Source organism: Mesorhizobium sp. L-8-3, from assembly GCF_016756615.1.
Classification (GTDB): domain Bacteria; phylum Pseudomonadota; class Alphaproteobacteria; order Rhizobiales; family Rhizobiaceae.
In genome coordinates this window covers 433,181-448,438 of record NZ_AP023262.1, presented here as the reverse complement: position 1 = coordinate 448,438, position 15,258 = coordinate 433,181, and the positions used below count along the sequence as shown (strand labels likewise).

Sequence of the window (15,258 nt, the reverse complement as noted above, 5' to 3'; positions counted from 1 at the left end):
ATCTCCTCAGAGCTCCGCGACCCGGTGCAAAGGCAAAGATCCAGCAGGAGGTGGCTCGACCAATGGCGACCTATGTCCGGCACGAGCAATGTGGATATTATCCCTATCCACCCTGCTATTCAGGTAAGGCCATGGGCCTGGAACGCTCCACATGTCACCACCGGCTCAACCATCCCGCAGCACTGCAGGGTGCTCGGGTGAGTTGGCTGATATCAGCGCTCCTCTTCAGCGTGGTGCCCGCGTTCGCGGGAAACAACTCGATCGGCCTCGAGATAGCCAACGACCGGGAAGCGGACGACTTCAGCGAGTCGAAGGACGTCAAATATCAAATCGACGGTGCGCATACCTTCGATAACGGCGTCATTCTGGCCGGATCCTTTCAGTACACAGACCCGGCCAGGGGAGGGAAGGACAGTCAGAACGTGGAAGCGACCATCGGCTATCGCCTGTTGCTTGGGCAAGTCTTCTCGGTGGTGGGCAGTTCCGGTATCGGCGCGAGGTTCAGCGGATCGGACGATGTCTTCGCCTACTATGTTCTGAAGGTAGGCGCCGACCTGCGCATGACTGATCGTGTCACCTGGAACGCCATCGGCTATCGATACCGCAACGCCTTTGACACCGACAACGACTATGATACGCCGCAGCTGTCGACCGGTCTTTCTTTCAAGGTCGATCACGCAAACTCGGTCTCGACCAAGTTCTATCGCAGTTGGAAAGACGGCAACCCGGACGAAACGGGCCTTGCACTCGGCTTCAAGCACGAGTTCTGAGCCCGGCGGGAAATCAGGACGTGGCGCGCCTCGGGGCAGTGGTGTTCGTGAAAGGTCCGCAACGCGCTTGAAAGGTGCAGGCGCGAGAGTATCGGACATCTGCAAGAAATATCCGGGCCGAGTTGAGCTACCGGCTGGAGGCGGCGGGATCAGTCACGGCGATTGACCATGATGCGGTCAGGATGGCGGCGGTCCAGTTGGGCTGTGTGGCCTTCCTGCGCAAGCCGTTTCCAGCCGATTTGCTGTGCTGACCGACGCTGCAATGAACGCCCTTTCGCCCCTCCCCAACGCTGAACGCAGCCTTGCCTGAAATCCGGGCATACGATGTTGTTCCTGGCGGCTGCCACCTCCTCAAAAAGGACTATAACGCTTCGACGAACCGCTCGATATAATTGATACCGGGTAATCCCGGACGCGTTGTCATCGCTTCATTATTCGTGACGAAGGTTCGGATCTGCTGGCACAAGAAATTCGTGTGCAAGAGCGAAGAGAAAGGGAAGGCGGCCACGAGTACGTCCTACCCGATTTCGGTGCCAGTGAGACCTGGCAGTATCTTACCCATCTGAATCAGCCTTCGCCGCAATGGCAACGTCCGCCTTATTGAAGAAAGGCGAGTAACATGAAAGCAGCAGCAACTTTCATTGCAGCGGGTATGGCAGTCGGTGCGACCCTTCTTTGCGGCACATCGATGGTCCATGCCCAGGAACAGGCCAAGCCCAACATCCTGGTGATCATGGGCGACGATGTCGGCTGGTTCAATATCGGCGCCTATCACCGGGGCATCATGTCCGGGAAGACGCCGAACCTCGACAAACTTGCCTCCGATGGCATGATGTTCACCGACTATTATGCGGAAGCCAGTTGCACTGCGGGCCGGGCCAGCTTCATCACCGGTGAAATCCCGTTACGCACGGGGCTGACGACCGTCGGCCAGGCCGGCGCCGACGTAGGCATGCCCGACAAGGCTGCGACCATCGCTGCCGCCCTCAAGACCGAGGGTTATGCGACCGGCCAGTTCGGCAAGAACCATCTCGGCGATCTGAACAAATATCTGCCGACCCTGCATGGCTTCGATGAGTTCTTTGGATACCTCTATCACCTCGACGCAATGTCGGACCCCTACTGGTATTCGTTCCCGAATGACCAGTCGTACCGTGACAAGGTCGGCCCGCGCAATTTGGTCCACAGCTTTGCAGCCGATACGGACGATACGACAGAGCAGCCGCGATGGGGCAAGATCGGCAAGCAGAGGATCGTGGATGAAGGTCCCCTGGCACCGTACCCCGATATGTCCAACGTACCGAACATGCACGACATCACGCCCAAGGCCAAGTACGACATGGGAACGTTCGATGAAGTGCTGGTCAAGGCTTCGTGCGACTTCATGGACAAAGCCAAAACCGACGGCAACCCGTTTTTTGTCTGGCACAACACGACGCGGATGCACGTCTGGACATTTCTGTCGCCCAAGTACCAGGCGCTCATGAACAGCGATACCAATTACGGCCTCGAGGAGGCCGGCATGGCGCAACTGGACGACAGCGTCGGTGCGCTGATGAAATGTGTGGAGGATGCGGGCGAAGCCGACAACACCATAATCATCTTCACGACCGACAATGGCGCCGAAGTCTTCACGTGGCCCGACGGTGGCATGACCCCGTTCAAGGGCACGAAGGGTACGGTGATGGAGGGCGGTTTTCGCGCGCCCGCGATCATTCGCTGGCCGGGAAAGGTCAAGCCGGGCACAGTTGAGAACGGTATCTTCTCGGCTTTGGACTGGTTCCCCACGCTCTTAGCGGCTGCCGGCAACCCCAACATAACCGAGCAACTTCTCAAAGGCGTGCAACTGGGTGATCGGACCTACAAGAACCACCTTGACGGCTACAACCAGCTGGACCTGCTGCAAGGCAATGGGCCGTCCGCCCGTCGCGAGTTCTTCTACTTCGGCGGCCCTCAGTTGGGTGCGGTTCGTATCGATAACTTCAAGTTCCAGTTCTTTCAGCAGCCGCAAGGTTGGCCAGGTGCGAAAGTAACCACGGATATGCCCACAATGGTCAACATCCGTCAGGACCCATTTGAACGGACACCGTCGATCGGCGAGCAAAGCCTCAATGATCTCGGCGGCGGCTACATGAATGACTTTTTCGCACGCGAGTTCTGGCGGTTCGTAAGTGTTCAGCAGGAAGTCGCGAAACTGGCCCTCACGGCGGTTGACTACCCCCCGATGCAGGATCCGGCCTCATTCAACCTCGATGCGGTAAAAAAACAGATTGACGCGGCAATCAGGAACAAGCCGGGCAACTAGGAAACAAGATCGACCGACGGGCGGCTCTCTTCGGGGCGCCCGTTGCTCAACCCGCGCCATACGGAGTACAACCCGCCGAGACTCTGATTGCGGCTGGATGAGAATCCGGTGGCAGGTCAGGGCAGTCAAGAAGGAGACGCCTTCATGTTTGCAACGCGGGACATTGCAAGAGTGGCTGTCGCCCGGGCGCCTCGGCCGACGGCCGCTCTTGCTCGTGCTTGTCGAGGACTCTCCTTGAAAGGCCTCAAGCTGATTGTTTGTTGTTCGGCTGCGATAACTTTGATACCGCTGCCAATTCATGCGGAACCTCTCACGACGATGGATGAGGTCGGGGCGGCCATCATGTCATGCTGGAATCCACCGACGGGGGTTGAAAAGTCCGCGGTTACGCTGAGCTTCAGCCTGAAGAGCGATGGATCGCTTGTTGGTCCGCCTCAATCCACATCCATCGATGTCGCCGGCGACGAGACAGTTCGTCAACAGTTTGTCGCTGCTGCCATGGACGCGGTGGATCGATGCACGCCCGTTGAACTGTCGCCCGGCCTGGCCCAGGGAATTGGGGGGAATCCGTTCACAATGGAATTTACATCCTCCGATAAGGCTCAAACCCTCTCGCCTTCGAACTAGACGCGGAGCCCCAACCGGGAAGCTTCGCGAATCGGACTGTTCGCCGGTCCTGCTGCCGCCGCACCTGAGCAGACGTTCGGGCCTTTTGTTTTGTCGCGGATTCTTGTCGGAAATCCGCGGGACACTTTTCCGGAATCGGCCTAGACGGGCAGGGCGGTCGTGTATTTCACGCTTTTCAGGGCGAAATGCGACGACGATGTCGCCACGGCCTCATGCGTAAGGATGCCCTGCATCAGGAGCCGTTCGTAGTCGTGCACGTCGCCGACGGCGACCCGCAGCAGATAGTCCCAATCGCCGGACATCGAATAGCATTCCAGCACCTCGTCATGGCTTTCGACGAACCGCTCGAAGTCCTTCCGCGCGATCGGATCATGCGACCGCATCCGCACCTGGCAGAACACGTTGAGGCCGCGCCCCACGGCATCGGGATCGACCAGCCTGACCGTCGGACCCAGCACGCCGGCCGCCTCCATCGCCTTGATCCGCCGCCAGCAGGAGGCGCTCGATGCGCTGACCTCCTCTGCCAGTGCCGCATGGCTGATGTCGGCCCGTTCCTGCAGCACACGCAGGATGCGCCGGTCAGTGGCATCGAGCTTGAATTGATTCTCCACGAATTGCTCCAATTATGAAATGACTATTTCATATTGGATGCTATGTGCCTCGAATATGAAACGCAATCGCATTGCGCGCGTATTATTCTTGACGAACAGCATGTCAGGAGGATCCGCCATGGGACGAGCAGCGCTGAAGCAGGTCGGACGCAACGCCCCTGACGAGAATGTCGACTGGAGGCGGATCGCCTATCTCGTCCAGCTCTCCCGAGCAATTGATCACATGGAGGAGACCAGGCTCGTTCCCGAGAAGAAGGTCCTCTACCAGTTCTCCGCGCGAGGCCACGACATGGCGCAGATCATGCTGGGCTGCCGGCTCACCGAGACCCACGACGCGACCTGCGGCTACTATCGGTCGCGTCCGCTCCTGCTGTCGCTCGGCGTCGATCCCGCCGACGCGCTCGGCTCGGCCATGGGGCGCGCGGGCGGCTATTCCGACGGGCGCGACATCGGCGTGGTGTTCAACTATCCCAACAGCGATGGCGCGTCGGCGCTTCCCATGTGCGGCGGCGTCGGTGCCCAGTACACGCCGACCGCGGGCTGGGCGCAGGCCCTCGACTATTATGGCAATGTGCTGAAGGACGATCGCTACCGGCGCGATATAGCCGTCGTGCTCGGCGGCGACGGTTCGGTCGCCTCGAACGGCTTCTGGTCGGCGCTGACCATCGCCACTACCCAGCGATTGCCGATGCTGTTCTACATCGAGGACAACGGCTTCGGCATCTCGGTTCCCTCCACCGTGCAGACGCCCGGCGGCAACATCGCCGCAAACCTCGCCGGGTGGAAGGATCTCATGATCTTCGAGGGCGACGGCTGCGATCCGGCCGAGGCGAGCCGGCTCATCGAGGAGGCGGTCGAGTTCGTGCGCGAGAACAGGGCGCCGGCGCTGCTGAGGCTCACCGTGCCGCGTCTCGAGGGTCACAGCTTCCAGGATACCCAGGCCTATAAGAGCAAGGCGGTCCTCGATGCCGAATGGGCGCGCGATCCCTTGCCGCGCCTGCGCGATTATCTGGTGCCGGCCGCGATGACCCCGGAAGAATGGAACGATGCCGCCGCGCGTGCCGCCGCCGCGGCCGAGGCGGCCCGCATCGAGGCCGAAGCGCGGCCGGTGGCCATCCCCGAGACAGTGACCCGCCATGTCTTCTTCGAGGGCGAGATGCAGGCGATGGGCGGCCAGCACCGCCACGGCTATGTCGCGCCCGCCACGTCGGATGTGCCCGTCCCCGACGGCCAGCGCATCAACATGGTCACCGCGATCCGCCGCACGCTCGACCATGAAATGTCGATCAACGACCGGGTCGTGCTGTTCGGCGAGGACATCGGCCCGAAGGGCGGCGTCCATGCCGTGACGCTGGGCCTGCAGGAGAAGTTCGGCTCCGAGCGCGTCTTCGACACGTCGCTCTCCGAGGAGGGCATCGTCGGGCGTGCGGTCGGCATGGCGCTTGCCGGACTCGTCCCCGTGCCGGAGATCCAGTTTCGCAAATATGCCGAGCCGGCGACCGAGCAGATCAACGACTGCGGCACCATCCGCTGGCGCACCAACAATCGCTTCGCGGCGCCGATCGTGTTGCGCATGCCAGGCGGCTTCTTCAAATGCGGCGACCCCTGGCACAGCCAGACCAATGAGGTCGCCTTTGTCCATCAGCCGGGATGGAAGGTGGCGGTGCCGTCCAACGCAGAGGACGCCGTCGGCCTGCTGCGCACCGCGCTGCGCGGCAACGACCCCGTGATCTTCTTCGAGCATCGCGCCATGCTCGATCATGCCTGGGCGCGCCGCGCCTATCCCGGTGACGATTTTGCGCTGCCCTACGGCAAGGCGCGCTTCACCAGGACGGGCGACGCTCTGACCATCGTCACCTGGGGCGCCATGGTGCATCGCTGCGAAGAAGCGGCGGCCGACCTGTCGGCCGACATCATCGACCTCAGGACCCTGATGCCGTGGGACCGCGAGGCCGTGCTGACCTCGGTCAGACGCACGCGGCGCTGCCTGATCGTGCATGAGGATCTCGGCACGGCCGGCTTCGGCGCCGAGATTTCCGCGGTCGTTGCCGACCAGGCCTTCATGGATCTCGATGCGCCGGTCTCGCGCCTGACGATGCCGGATATTCCGAGCCCCCACAATCCGGCGCTGCTCGATTGGGCAGTGCCGTCGGTCGAGAGCATCCGGCGCAAGATCGCCGACGTCGTCGCGTTCTGAGTAGCTGGCCATGGATGATCTCGTCGAGGTGAAGGCGCCGCTCGAGCAGGAGGGCACCAAGGCGGTGGTGCGCAACTGGCTGAAGCAGCCGGGAGAGGCGGTCCTTCTCGACGATCCGCTGGTGGAGCTGGAGACGGACAAGGTCACGCAGGAAGTGCCCGCCCCCGCCGCCGGCGTGTTGGAGGAGATCGTTCTCGGGAGCGGCGAGGATGCCGTGCCGGGTGTCGTGCTCGGCCGGATCCGTGTGGGAGCGGCCAAGGCGGCACGGGATACGCCCGTCGAGCAGCCGCCAACGACGGCCGAGGCTGTGGACGGCGCGTTTCTCCCGTCGCGTTTCTCCCCGGCCGTACGACGAGCCGCCGAGCAATACGGCATCGATCCTGCCGAGGTGACCGGAACCGGCAAGGGCGGACGGGTCACGCGCAAGGACATGGACGCGGCCTTCGCGGCGCGTGGTCCCGATACCGCGCCGCCGCCAGCCGTCCCCGAGAGGCCGGCTCCGCAGTTCTTTCCCGAAGCCGGGATGCCTCCCGCTCTGCCGCTCAGCGAGCCGTCCGCCGGCTCGCATGTGGTTGCCCATTCGCCCATGCGTCTGGCGATCGCCGGCCACATGGCGGAATCGCTTGCCGCCGCGCCGCATGTGACGGCCGTCTTCGAGGCGGATTTCGCCGCGATCATGCGGCACCGGGATGCCAACAAGGAACGGATGGCGGCCGAGGGCATCAGCCTGTCCTACACCGCCTATCTCGTTGCCGCGTCGGTTGCCGCGATGAAAGCGGTCCCTGAGATCAACAGCCGCTGGCATGCGGACCGCCTGGAGATATTCGACGACGTCAATATCGGCATCGGTACCGCTCTCGGCGACAAGGGCCTTGTCGTCCCGGTCATCCGCAAGGCCCAGCATCTGTCGCTCTCCGGCATCGCGGCGCAGCTCCAGGACCTGACCAACCGCGCCAGGATCGGTCGGCTCAGCCCCGCCGATGTCAAAGGCGGCACCTTCACCATCTCCAATCACGGCGTCTCCGGTTCGCTGCTCGCGGCGCCTATCATCATCAACCAGCCGCAAGCGGCGATCCTGGGCGTGGGCAAGCTGGAGAAGAGGGTGGTCGTGCGCGAAGTCGACGGCGTCGACACGATCCAGATCCGGCCGATGGCCTATGTCTCCCTCACCATCGATCACCGGGCCGTCGACGGGCACCAGACCAATGCCTGGCTCTCCCATTTCGTCAGGACGCTGGAAGGCTGGCCGTCGTGAGCGAAAAGGATGATTTTGACGTGCTCGTTATCGGCGCCGGGCCCGGCGGCTATGCTTGCGCGATCCGTGCCGCGCAGCTTGGCTTGCGGACGGCCTGCGCCGATGCCCGGGAGACGCTCGGCGGAACCTGCCTGAATGTCGGCTGCATTCCGTCGAAAGCCCTGCTCCATGCCTCTCATCTATACGACCAGGCGTCGGGATCGGGCTGGGAACGCTTCGGCGTGAGGGTCGGGGACCTCTCCTTCGACCTCGCTGCGATGATGCGCGGCAAGGACGACACGGTGGAGACGCTCACCAAGGGCATCGACGGCCTCTTCCGCAAGAACTCCGTGACCCGGTTGAAGGGGCTTGCGCGCTTCGCGGGCCGCGACCGCGTCGATGTCGCGGGTCGCCAGCTTACGGCGCGCGCCATCGTGATCGCCACGGGATCGGTGCCGGGGCCCTTGCCGGGCGCCGAGATCGAAGGCGGCGACGGTATCGTGGTCGATTCCACCGGTGCCCTCTCCCTGGACCGGGTGCCCGGCCGGCTCGCCGTGATCGGCGGCGGCGCCATCGGGCTCGAGCTCGGGTCGGTATGGCGCCGACTGGGCGCGAGCGTCACCGTCGTCGAATATATGGACCGGATACTGCCCGGCATGGACGGGGACGTCGGCGCGGCCATGGCCAAGATCCTGCGGCGGCAGGGTATCGACATCAGGACGTCCAGCCGTGTGAAGAGCATTCGTAGCGGAAATGGCGAGGCGAGGATGGCGATCGAGCAGGCCGGCAAGGTTGAAGAACTCGTCGCAGACGCCGTGCTCGTCGCGACCGGCCGCAAACCCAACACTGCCGGGCTCGGTCTCGCCCAGGCCGGGCTCGCCGTCGACGAGGCGGGCTTCATCCCGGTCGATCGCAACATGGCGACAGCGATTCCGGGGATCTTCGCCATCGGCGACGTGACGCGCGGCCCGATGCTCGCCCATCGCGCGGAAGACGAGGGAATTGCCGTGGCCGAACGTATCGCCGGCCGGCCGGGAATGGTGAACCACGCGGTCATCCCGGCCATCGTCTACACCGATCCCGAGGCTGCGGGCGTCGGACGGACCGAAGAGGAACTGAAGCGCGACGGCATCTCCTATGAGAAGTCGTCGTTCCCGATGTCGGCCAACAGCCGGGCGAGGACCAATCGCGAGCTCGACGGTTTCGTGAAGATCCTTGCCGACGCCGGGACCGGCGAGGTGCTCGGGGCCCATATCGTCTCCAGCCTCGCGGGCACGATGATCGGACAGGTGGCGCAGGCCATGGAGTTCGGCGCGACGGCTGAAGACATCGCCTATAGCTGCCACGCCCATCCCACGCACAACGAAGCGATCAAGGAAGCGGCGCTCGGGATCTCGGGAAGGCCGATCCACATCTGAGGAGCCACTGGCGGCTGCCTGCGAACTCGCCTGGCTGCGCGTCGCCCGCCTTTCATGGGCGACATCCGTTGCGCAGATGGTGAGCGGAGCGGCATGCTCGTCCCGTCCACCGGCCGGGCGCGGCCGGACTTGCCGGGCGGCCAGCGTCGCCTCGTGGCAAGCGCGGTGATCATGCTGTGCGCGGCAATGATCCTTCCCCAGCGTCAAGGCTGTTCGATAAAAAAACTTTATACGGACAATTCCGAATAGCGATTGGACAAATGCGCGATGCCCCGTGGAAACTCATGGAACATAAGCAATCGTCAGCCTAGGGAATGAAAATGGACGAGCGCAGGCTTTATCTGAGATTTGTCGACGCCAATGTCGAGGGCATCATTGATCTTTATTGGGATGTCGCTCCTGAAACATGTAAGGCGCTGTGGGGCGCGCTGGAGAAGCCGATCCGCTGGCCGGCGGCCCATGCCATGTTCTCGGGACCGGAAATCATGATGGGGCTGCCGGAGGAAAACCGCAATTTCGACCCGACGGCGCTGCCGCCCGAGAACCAGACGATCATCCCCGAGGTCGGCGAGCTGCTCTGGTTTTATCAGCCGAAGAACTTCTTCAAGATCGATCCGAGCGAGTTCTGGGAGATCGGCATGTTCTACGGCGTCGGCGGCCGCACATTCGGCCCGACGGGTTGGATCCCGTGCACCTATTTCGGCAAGATGACGCAGAACCTCGAGGGCGTCGCCGAGCAGTGCCGGCTGATCCGCAAGGAAGGCCAGAAAGTCGTCGAGATCGGCCGGCTGAGCTGAGCCGTCGTATCACCAGCAACCGGACATCAAAGGGGAACAGCCATGAGAAGCAGTTTCGGTATCGCAGTTCTGGGCGCGTCGTTCGTCGCACTGACGGCGGGCACCGCCAATGCCCAGGACAAGACGCTCATCATCAATTCCTTCGGCGGCGCCTACGAAGCGGCGCACAAGAAATGCGTGATCGAGCCCTTCGAGAAGGAGAACGGCGCGACGGTCCGCATCGTCACCGCCTATTCGGCGGATGCCTTCGCCCAGCTCCGCGCCCAGAAGGATGCGCCGCAATTCGACGTCATCCATTTCTCCGGCGGCCAGGAGATCGTCGGCGCGGCCGAAGGCCTGCTCGCGCCGATCGACCCGGCCAGGCTGACCAACGCGGCCGATCTCTACGATTTCGCCAAGGCCAAGCTGGCGAGCGGTGAAGGCCCGGCCTATTCCATCGCGGCGATCGGGCTGGTCTACAACAGCGAGAAGTCGCCGAAGACGCCGTCGAGCTGGAAGGACCTGATGGATCCTGCCCTTGGCGAGCACCTGGTGCTCACCGACATCTCGAATGGCTACGGCATGCTGGGCTTCCTGATGCTCAACCAGGTCGAGGGCGGCAGCCTCGACAACATCCAGCCGGGCCTCGATGCCGTCGCCAAGCTCCTGGAGGGCGGTGCGGTCGTGGTCTCGAAGTCGCCGGAGATCCAGCAGGAATTCGCGCAGAACGAAGCCTGGATCGCGCCATACGCCTCCGACTACGCCTATACGCTGCGCGCCGCCGGCCTGCCGGCCAAGTTCGTGCAGGGCGCGGAAGGCACGCCGGCGAGCTACATCACGACTAATCTGGTGGCCAACAGGCCGAACCAGGACCTGGCGCTGAAGTTCATCGACATGTCGATCTCGCCGGCAGCCCAGACCTGCTTCGCCGAGGCATTGCGCTATACGCCGACCAACAGCAAGGCGACGCTCTCGTCCGAAGTCGCGGCCGACGTCGCCTACGGCGTCGACGGCGTGAAGAGCCTGATCCGGTTCGATCCCGCCAAGATCGAGGCGAACCGCGCCGCCTGGGTGGAAGCCTGGAACAAGACCATAGCCAAGTGATCAACGCATCGCCCGGCCTCGTCCCTCATGGGGCGAGGCCGCAGGAGATGGGCCGGTGAACGATCGTACCGAAAATCTGCTGCTGGTGTCGCCGGGCCTGCTGCTCCTCGCGCTGGCATTCTTCCTCCCCATCTTCCAGATGCTGGCGCTCAGCGTGTCGGCCCCCGAGGGCCCCACGCTCGAACATTTCACCCGTTTCCTGGGCGATTCCTTCTATCTCGGCGTGCTGTGGCGAACGGTGAAGCTGTCGCTGATCATCACGGCGATCTGCGCGGTCATCGGCTTCCCGCTCGCCTATATCATGGCGCGTGTCGGGCCGCGGGTCAGGCTTTGGCTCGTCATCATGGTGATCCTGCCGCTGATGACGAGCGTCGTGGTGCGCACATTCGGCTGGATGGTCCTGCTCAGCAAGTCGGGCCTGATCCCCGAGTTGTTGCGCGACCTGGGCCTCGTTCGCCGCAACTTCACGCTGATGCACACCGAAACCGCCATCGTGGTGGGCATGGTGCAGGTGTTGCTGCCTTTCATGACCCTGTCCATCCTCGGCGTCATCACCCGCATCGACCCTCGCCTCGAAGAGGCGGCACGCACCATGGGCTGCTCCTTCCTGCAGACCATACGCACCGTCGTCCTGCCGCTTTCCCTGCCCGGCATCGTGGCGGGCTCGCTGCTGGCCTTCACGCTTTCGGCGAGTTCCTTCGTGACGCCGAACCTGCTCGGCGGGACTCGAATCCAGGTGCTGGCGGCCTCGATCTATAATTCGGTGACGCAGACGCTCGACTGGCCCTTCGCGGCGGCGCAGGCGGTCATCCTGTTCGTCGGCATCGTCCTGGTGCTCATCCCCTATATCCGGTTGACCGAGCGCGGCCATGGTTGAGGCGGTTCCGCGACTGGTCCGCATCGCGGGGATCGTCTTCGTCGCGCTGACGGCCCTTCTTCTGCTGGGTCCGCTGATCGTGGTGGTCGGGGCGTCCTTCAGCGCCAGCCAGTTCGTGGTCTTCCCGCCGCAGGGCGTCTCGCTCGCCTGGTACCAGAAGGTGCTGTCGTCGCCTGATTATCTGCATGCCGGCCTGATCAGCGTGATCGTGGCGCTTTTCGTCACCGTGACCGCCACGCTCGTCGGCGGCGCCGCAGCGATCGCCATCCACCGCAGACAGTTGCCGGGCTCGCAGGCCATGGCGGCGTTCTTCCTCTCGCCGCTGGTCCTGCCCACGATCATCTATGCGATCGGCATGCTGATGTTCTGGAGCGCGACCTTCGGCCCGGTTTCCCTGCCTGCCTTGTGGATCAGCCACACCGTCATCGCCATGCCCTATGTCATCCGCACCACGCTGGCGGTGCTGTCGGAGGCCGACCCCTTCCTGGAGGAGGCAGCCCGCACGATGGGCGCCAACCGGATGCAGCGGCTATTTCTGGTCGTCGTGCCGCAGTGCTTTCCCGGCCTCGCCGCGGGGGCATTCTTCGCCTTCAACATCTCCTTCGACGAGGCCGTGCTGTCGCTCTTCCTGCGCAAGCCCGGCTTCACCACGCTGCCGGTTCAGATCTACGGCCAGCTCGAGTTCAGCCCGGATCCGTCGGTGGCAGCCGTCTCGTCCATCATGATCGCGCTGACCGTGGTGCTCATCCTGGTCATCGATCGTTTCCTGGGCATCAAGAAGTTCGCGAGTGCTTGACCATGGCCAATGTCCGACTTGACGACGTCAGGAAGTCGTTCGGTTCCGTCCAGGTGCTCCACGGCATCACTCTCGACATCGCCTCGGGCGAGTTCGTGAGCCTTCTCGGTGCCTCGGGCTGCGGCAAGACCACCCTCCTGCGCACGGTGGCCGGGCTCGAGACGGTCACATCGGGGTCGATCTCCATCGACGGCCAGGTGGTGACGGGCCTGCCTCCGGAGAAGCGCGACATCGCCATGATGTTCCAGTCCTATGCGCTGCTGCCGCATCTGACCGTCGCGGAGAACGTGCGCTTTCCGCTGCGCATGCGTGGGATCGGCAATCGCGAGGAACAGGCGGAGCGTGTTAAGGCGGCTCTGGAGACCGTGCAACTCGGTCACCTCGCCGAACGACGATCACGGCAACTGTCGGGCGGCCAGCAGCAGCGCGTCGCGCTGGCGCGCGCTATCGTTTCCAAGCCCAAGGTCCTGCTGCTGGACGAGCCGCTGTCCAACCTCGATGCGCGCCTGCGCGAGGACATGCAGGTCGAGCTTATCGAGATCCACAAGCGTCTCGGCCTGACAACCTTGTTCGTCACCCACGACCAGGAGGAGGCGCTGAGCCTCTCCGACCGTGTCGTGCTGCTCAACCAGGGCAAGGTGGAGCAGGAGGGCGAACCTGCGGTCATTTATTCGCACCCGGCGACCGAATTTGCTTCCAATTTCATAGGCTCCGCGAACATCCTGCCGGCCAGGATCGACGACAGCGCCGCCGGCCCCGTCGCCATCCTGCCGGACGGACAGACCTTGCCGCTGGTGCGCGAGGAGAGGATTCGCGGGCCCGTGCTCTTGGTCCTGCGCCAGGAGGACCTCGCCATCGCCGGGGCGGGCAGGCTGGAGGGGACCGTGCGCACGCGCGTCTATCTCGGAGCGCGCAACCGCTACGTGGTTTCGCTGGCCGGGCAGGCCGTCAGGGTTCTTGCCGGAAGCGACAAGGTGTTCTCGGCCGGAGAGCCCGTCGCGCTCGATATCGATCCGTCCCGCATCCGCGTGATCGTCGCCTGAAGCAGGTGACGAAGAAGACCAGCCATTTCAACCACAGGGCAGATCCGGAGCAGTACCATGAACGGGTTTGAGACACGTCTCTTCATCAACGGGGAATTCGTGCCTGGCGAGGGGGCCGTCGAGCACGCCTACGAGCCGGCCACCACGGGCGTGCTGGCGGACGTTCGGTCGGCTTCCGAGGAACAGATCGACGAGGCCGTCCGTGCCGCCCAACTCGCCTATCGCAACTGGTCCCGCACCACCCCCAAGCAGCGAAGCCTCGCTTTGCTGGCGATTGCCGACGCGATAGAAGAGCGGACCGCCGCGCTCGCCTCGGCCGAGTCCCGCAACGCCGGCAAGCCATTGCGTTTCGTCGCCGGCGGCGAACTGGCCAATGTGGTCGATGTCTTTCGTTTCTATGCTTCCGCCGTGCGCAACATGCCGGCGGTGGCGAGCGGCAATTACCGGTCGCCGACATTGAGCAGCGTGACGCGTCGCGATCCGATCGGCGTCGTCGCCCAGATCGCGCCGTGGAACTATCCGCTGCTGATGGCCGCATGGAAGATCGCCCCGGCGATCGCCGCCGGCAACACCGTCGTCATCAAGCCCTCGGAACACACGCCGCTCAGTATCCTGGTGCTGGCGGGGGTCTTCGCCGACTGTCTTCCCTCCGGCGTCGTCAACATCGTCTGCGGCAACGGCCTCGATGTCGGCCAGAAACTCATCTCCCACGACCTAGTCCGTATGATCTCGCTCACCGGCGACGTGCGGACCGGCCGGGCCGTCCTCCATGCTGCGGGCGGCAACATGATCAAGCGCACCCATCTGGAGCTCGGCGGCAAGGCGCCTGTTATCGTCGCTGCCGATGCCGATCTCGATCGGCTGGTGGAGACGCTGCGTGAGGCAAGTTTCTACAATGCCGGCCAGGACTGCACCGCGGCCTGCCGCATCTTCGCCGACAAGGCGATCGCCGACGATCTCACCGAGAGACTGTCGGCGATGATCCGCACGCTCACTTATGGCGCGCCGGAGCGCGACGATGTCGAGTTCGGGCCCGTGGTCACGGCGCGCCAGCGCGAGCGTATCGCCGGCTTCGTCGCTCGCGCCCATGAGGATGGCTGCGACATCATCGTCGGCGGCAGGATCCCCGAAGAGGCCGGCTTCTATTACGAGCCGACGCTGATCGCGGCGCCGTTCGAGGCCGAGGTCGTCCAGAAGGAGATCTTCGGGCCGGTGCTCACCATCACTCCGGTCGACTCGATGGAAACCGCCCTGGACTGGGCCAACGCGTCCGAATACGGCCTCGCCTCCTCGGTCTGGTCGCGCAATGCCTCGACCGCCGCGCGGATCGCCGATGCGCTCGAATACGGTGTGACCTGGGTGAACACGCATGGCTCCATGGCGACCGAGATGCCGCATGGCGGCATGAAGAACTCGGGTTACGGCTCGGATCTCTCCATGCAGTCGCTTCTGGAATACACGCAGATCCGCCATTTGATGACGGCGGCCTGAGACGCGCGG

At 63.8% G+C, this 15,258-nt stretch carries 13 protein-coding genes; 12 read left to right on the top strand and 1 reads right to left on the bottom strand.

Annotation, left to right across the window (positions count from 1 at the left end; all coding sequences use genetic code 11):
* Window positions 1-62 precede the first annotated feature (62 nt).
* From JN302_RS02045 to JN302_RS02035, 3 genes are all read left to right on the top strand, one after another.
* Complete coding sequence (locus tag JN302_RS02045; protein WP_202331444.1) at window positions 63-770, top strand: hypothetical protein; 708 nt, start codon at window positions 63-65, stop codon at window positions 768-770.
* Between the two features lie 652 nt (window positions 771-1,422).
* On the top strand, window positions 1,423-3,075 hold the full coding sequence (locus JN302_RS02040) for an arylsulfatase (RefSeq protein WP_244846546.1): 1,653 nt from the start codon (window positions 1,423-1,425) through the stop codon (window positions 3,073-3,075).
* Between the two features lie 234 nt (window positions 3,076-3,309).
* Window positions 3,310-3,702 (top strand): hypothetical protein, encoded by a 393-nt coding sequence (locus JN302_RS02035; protein WP_244846162.1) that lies wholly within the window; start codon window positions 3,310-3,312, stop codon window positions 3,700-3,702.
* Between the two features lie 140 nt (window positions 3,703-3,842).
* Here the strand turns inward: JN302_RS02035 and JN302_RS02030 are convergent, their stop codons facing one another.
* Window positions 3,843-4,313 carry an Lrp/AsnC family transcriptional regulator gene (locus tag JN302_RS02030; RefSeq protein WP_202331443.1) on the bottom strand — a complete coding sequence of 157 codons (471 nt, stop codon included), beginning with the start codon at window positions 4,311-4,313 and terminating at the stop codon, window positions 3,843-3,845.
* Window positions 4,314-4,431: 118 nt separating this feature from the next.
* Between JN302_RS02030 and JN302_RS02025 the strand changes: the two genes are divergently transcribed.
* The 9 genes from JN302_RS02025 to JN302_RS01985 all read left to right on the top strand — a co-directional run bounded on the left by JN302_RS02025 (window position 4,432) and on the right by JN302_RS01985 (window position 15,249).
* Window positions 4,432-6,510: a transketolase C-terminal domain-containing protein gene (locus JN302_RS02025; protein WP_202331441.1), complete on the top strand. Its 2,079-nt coding sequence runs from the start codon at window positions 4,432-4,434 to the stop codon at window positions 6,508-6,510.
* Between the two features lie 10 nt (window positions 6,511-6,520).
* Window positions 6,521-7,765: a dihydrolipoamide acetyltransferase family protein gene (locus JN302_RS02020; RefSeq protein ID WP_202331439.1), complete on the top strand. Its 1,245-nt coding sequence runs from the start codon at window positions 6,521-6,523 to the stop codon at window positions 7,763-7,765.
* The gene (lpdA, locus tag JN302_RS02015) at window positions 7,762-9,162 is read left to right on the top strand and encodes a dihydrolipoyl dehydrogenase (RefSeq protein WP_202331437.1); all 1,401 of its coding nucleotides are present in this window, start codon (window positions 7,762-7,764) and stop codon (window positions 9,160-9,162) included. Before JN302_RS02020 ends, lpdA begins: the two co-directional genes overlap by 4 nt.
* A gap of 320 nt (window positions 9,163-9,482) precedes the next feature.
* The gene (locus tag JN302_RS02010; protein WP_202309868.1) at window positions 9,483-9,959 is read left to right on the top strand and encodes a DUF3830 family protein; all 477 of its coding nucleotides are present in this window, start codon (window positions 9,483-9,485) and stop codon (window positions 9,957-9,959) included.
* 42 nt (window positions 9,960-10,001) lie between these two features.
* A complete protein-coding gene (locus JN302_RS02005) occupies window positions 10,002-11,042 on the top strand; it encodes an ABC transporter substrate-binding protein (RefSeq protein WP_202309867.1) in 1,041 nt (346 codons plus the stop codon).
* A 55-nt stretch (window positions 11,043-11,097) separates the two neighbouring features.
* Window positions 11,098-11,919: an ABC transporter permease gene (locus tag JN302_RS02000; protein ID WP_202331435.1), complete on the top strand. Its 822-nt coding sequence runs from the start codon at window positions 11,098-11,100 to the stop codon at window positions 11,917-11,919.
* On the top strand, window positions 11,912-12,715 hold the full coding sequence (locus JN302_RS01995) for an ABC transporter permease (RefSeq protein WP_202309865.1): 804 nt from the start codon (window positions 11,912-11,914) through the stop codon (window positions 12,713-12,715). The genes JN302_RS02000 and JN302_RS01995 overlap by 8 nt, the downstream gene beginning before the upstream one ends.
* 2 nt (window positions 12,716-12,717) lie before the next feature.
* A complete protein-coding gene (locus tag JN302_RS01990; protein WP_202331434.1) occupies window positions 12,718-13,758 on the top strand; it encodes an ABC transporter ATP-binding protein in 1,041 nt (346 codons plus the stop codon).
* A gap of 57 nt (window positions 13,759-13,815) precedes the next feature.
* Complete coding sequence (locus tag JN302_RS01985; RefSeq protein WP_202331432.1) at window positions 13,816-15,249, top strand: aminobutyraldehyde dehydrogenase; 1,434 nt, start codon at window positions 13,816-13,818, stop codon at window positions 15,247-15,249.
* The last annotated feature ends 9 nt before the right edge of the window (window positions 15,250-15,258 follow it).

What these genes read in the sequence shown, in the direction of transcription:
- JN302_RS02020 (WP_202331439.1), top strand. Translation starts at nt 6,521, where the DNA reads ATGGATGATCTCGTCGAGGTGAAGGCGCCGCTCGAGCAGGAGGGCACC.
- JN302_RS01995 (WP_202309865.1), top strand. Translation starts at nt 11,912, where the DNA reads ATGGTTGAGGCGGTTCCGCGACTGGTCCGCATCGCGGGGATCGTCTTC.
- JN302_RS01985 (WP_202331432.1), top strand. Translation starts at nt 13,816, where the DNA reads ATGAACGGGTTTGAGACACGTCTCTTCATCAACGGGGAATTCGTGCCT.
- JN302_RS02045 (WP_202331444.1), top strand. Translation starts at nt 63, where the DNA reads ATGGCGACCTATGTCCGGCACGAGCAATGTGGATATTATCCCTATCCA.
- JN302_RS02005 (WP_202309867.1), top strand. Translation starts at nt 10,002, where the DNA reads ATGAGAAGCAGTTTCGGTATCGCAGTTCTGGGCGCGTCGTTCGTCGCA.
- JN302_RS02025 (WP_202331441.1), top strand. Translation starts at nt 4,432, where the DNA reads ATGGGACGAGCAGCGCTGAAGCAGGTCGGACGCAACGCCCCTGACGAG.
- JN302_RS02010 (WP_202309868.1), top strand. Translation starts at nt 9,483, where the DNA reads ATGGACGAGCGCAGGCTTTATCTGAGATTTGTCGACGCCAATGTCGAG.
- JN302_RS02040 (WP_244846546.1), top strand. Translation starts at nt 1,423, where the DNA reads ATGGCAGTCGGTGCGACCCTTCTTTGCGGCACATCGATGGTCCATGCC.
- JN302_RS01990 (WP_202331434.1), top strand. Translation starts at nt 12,718, where the DNA reads ATGGCCAATGTCCGACTTGACGACGTCAGGAAGTCGTTCGGTTCCGTC.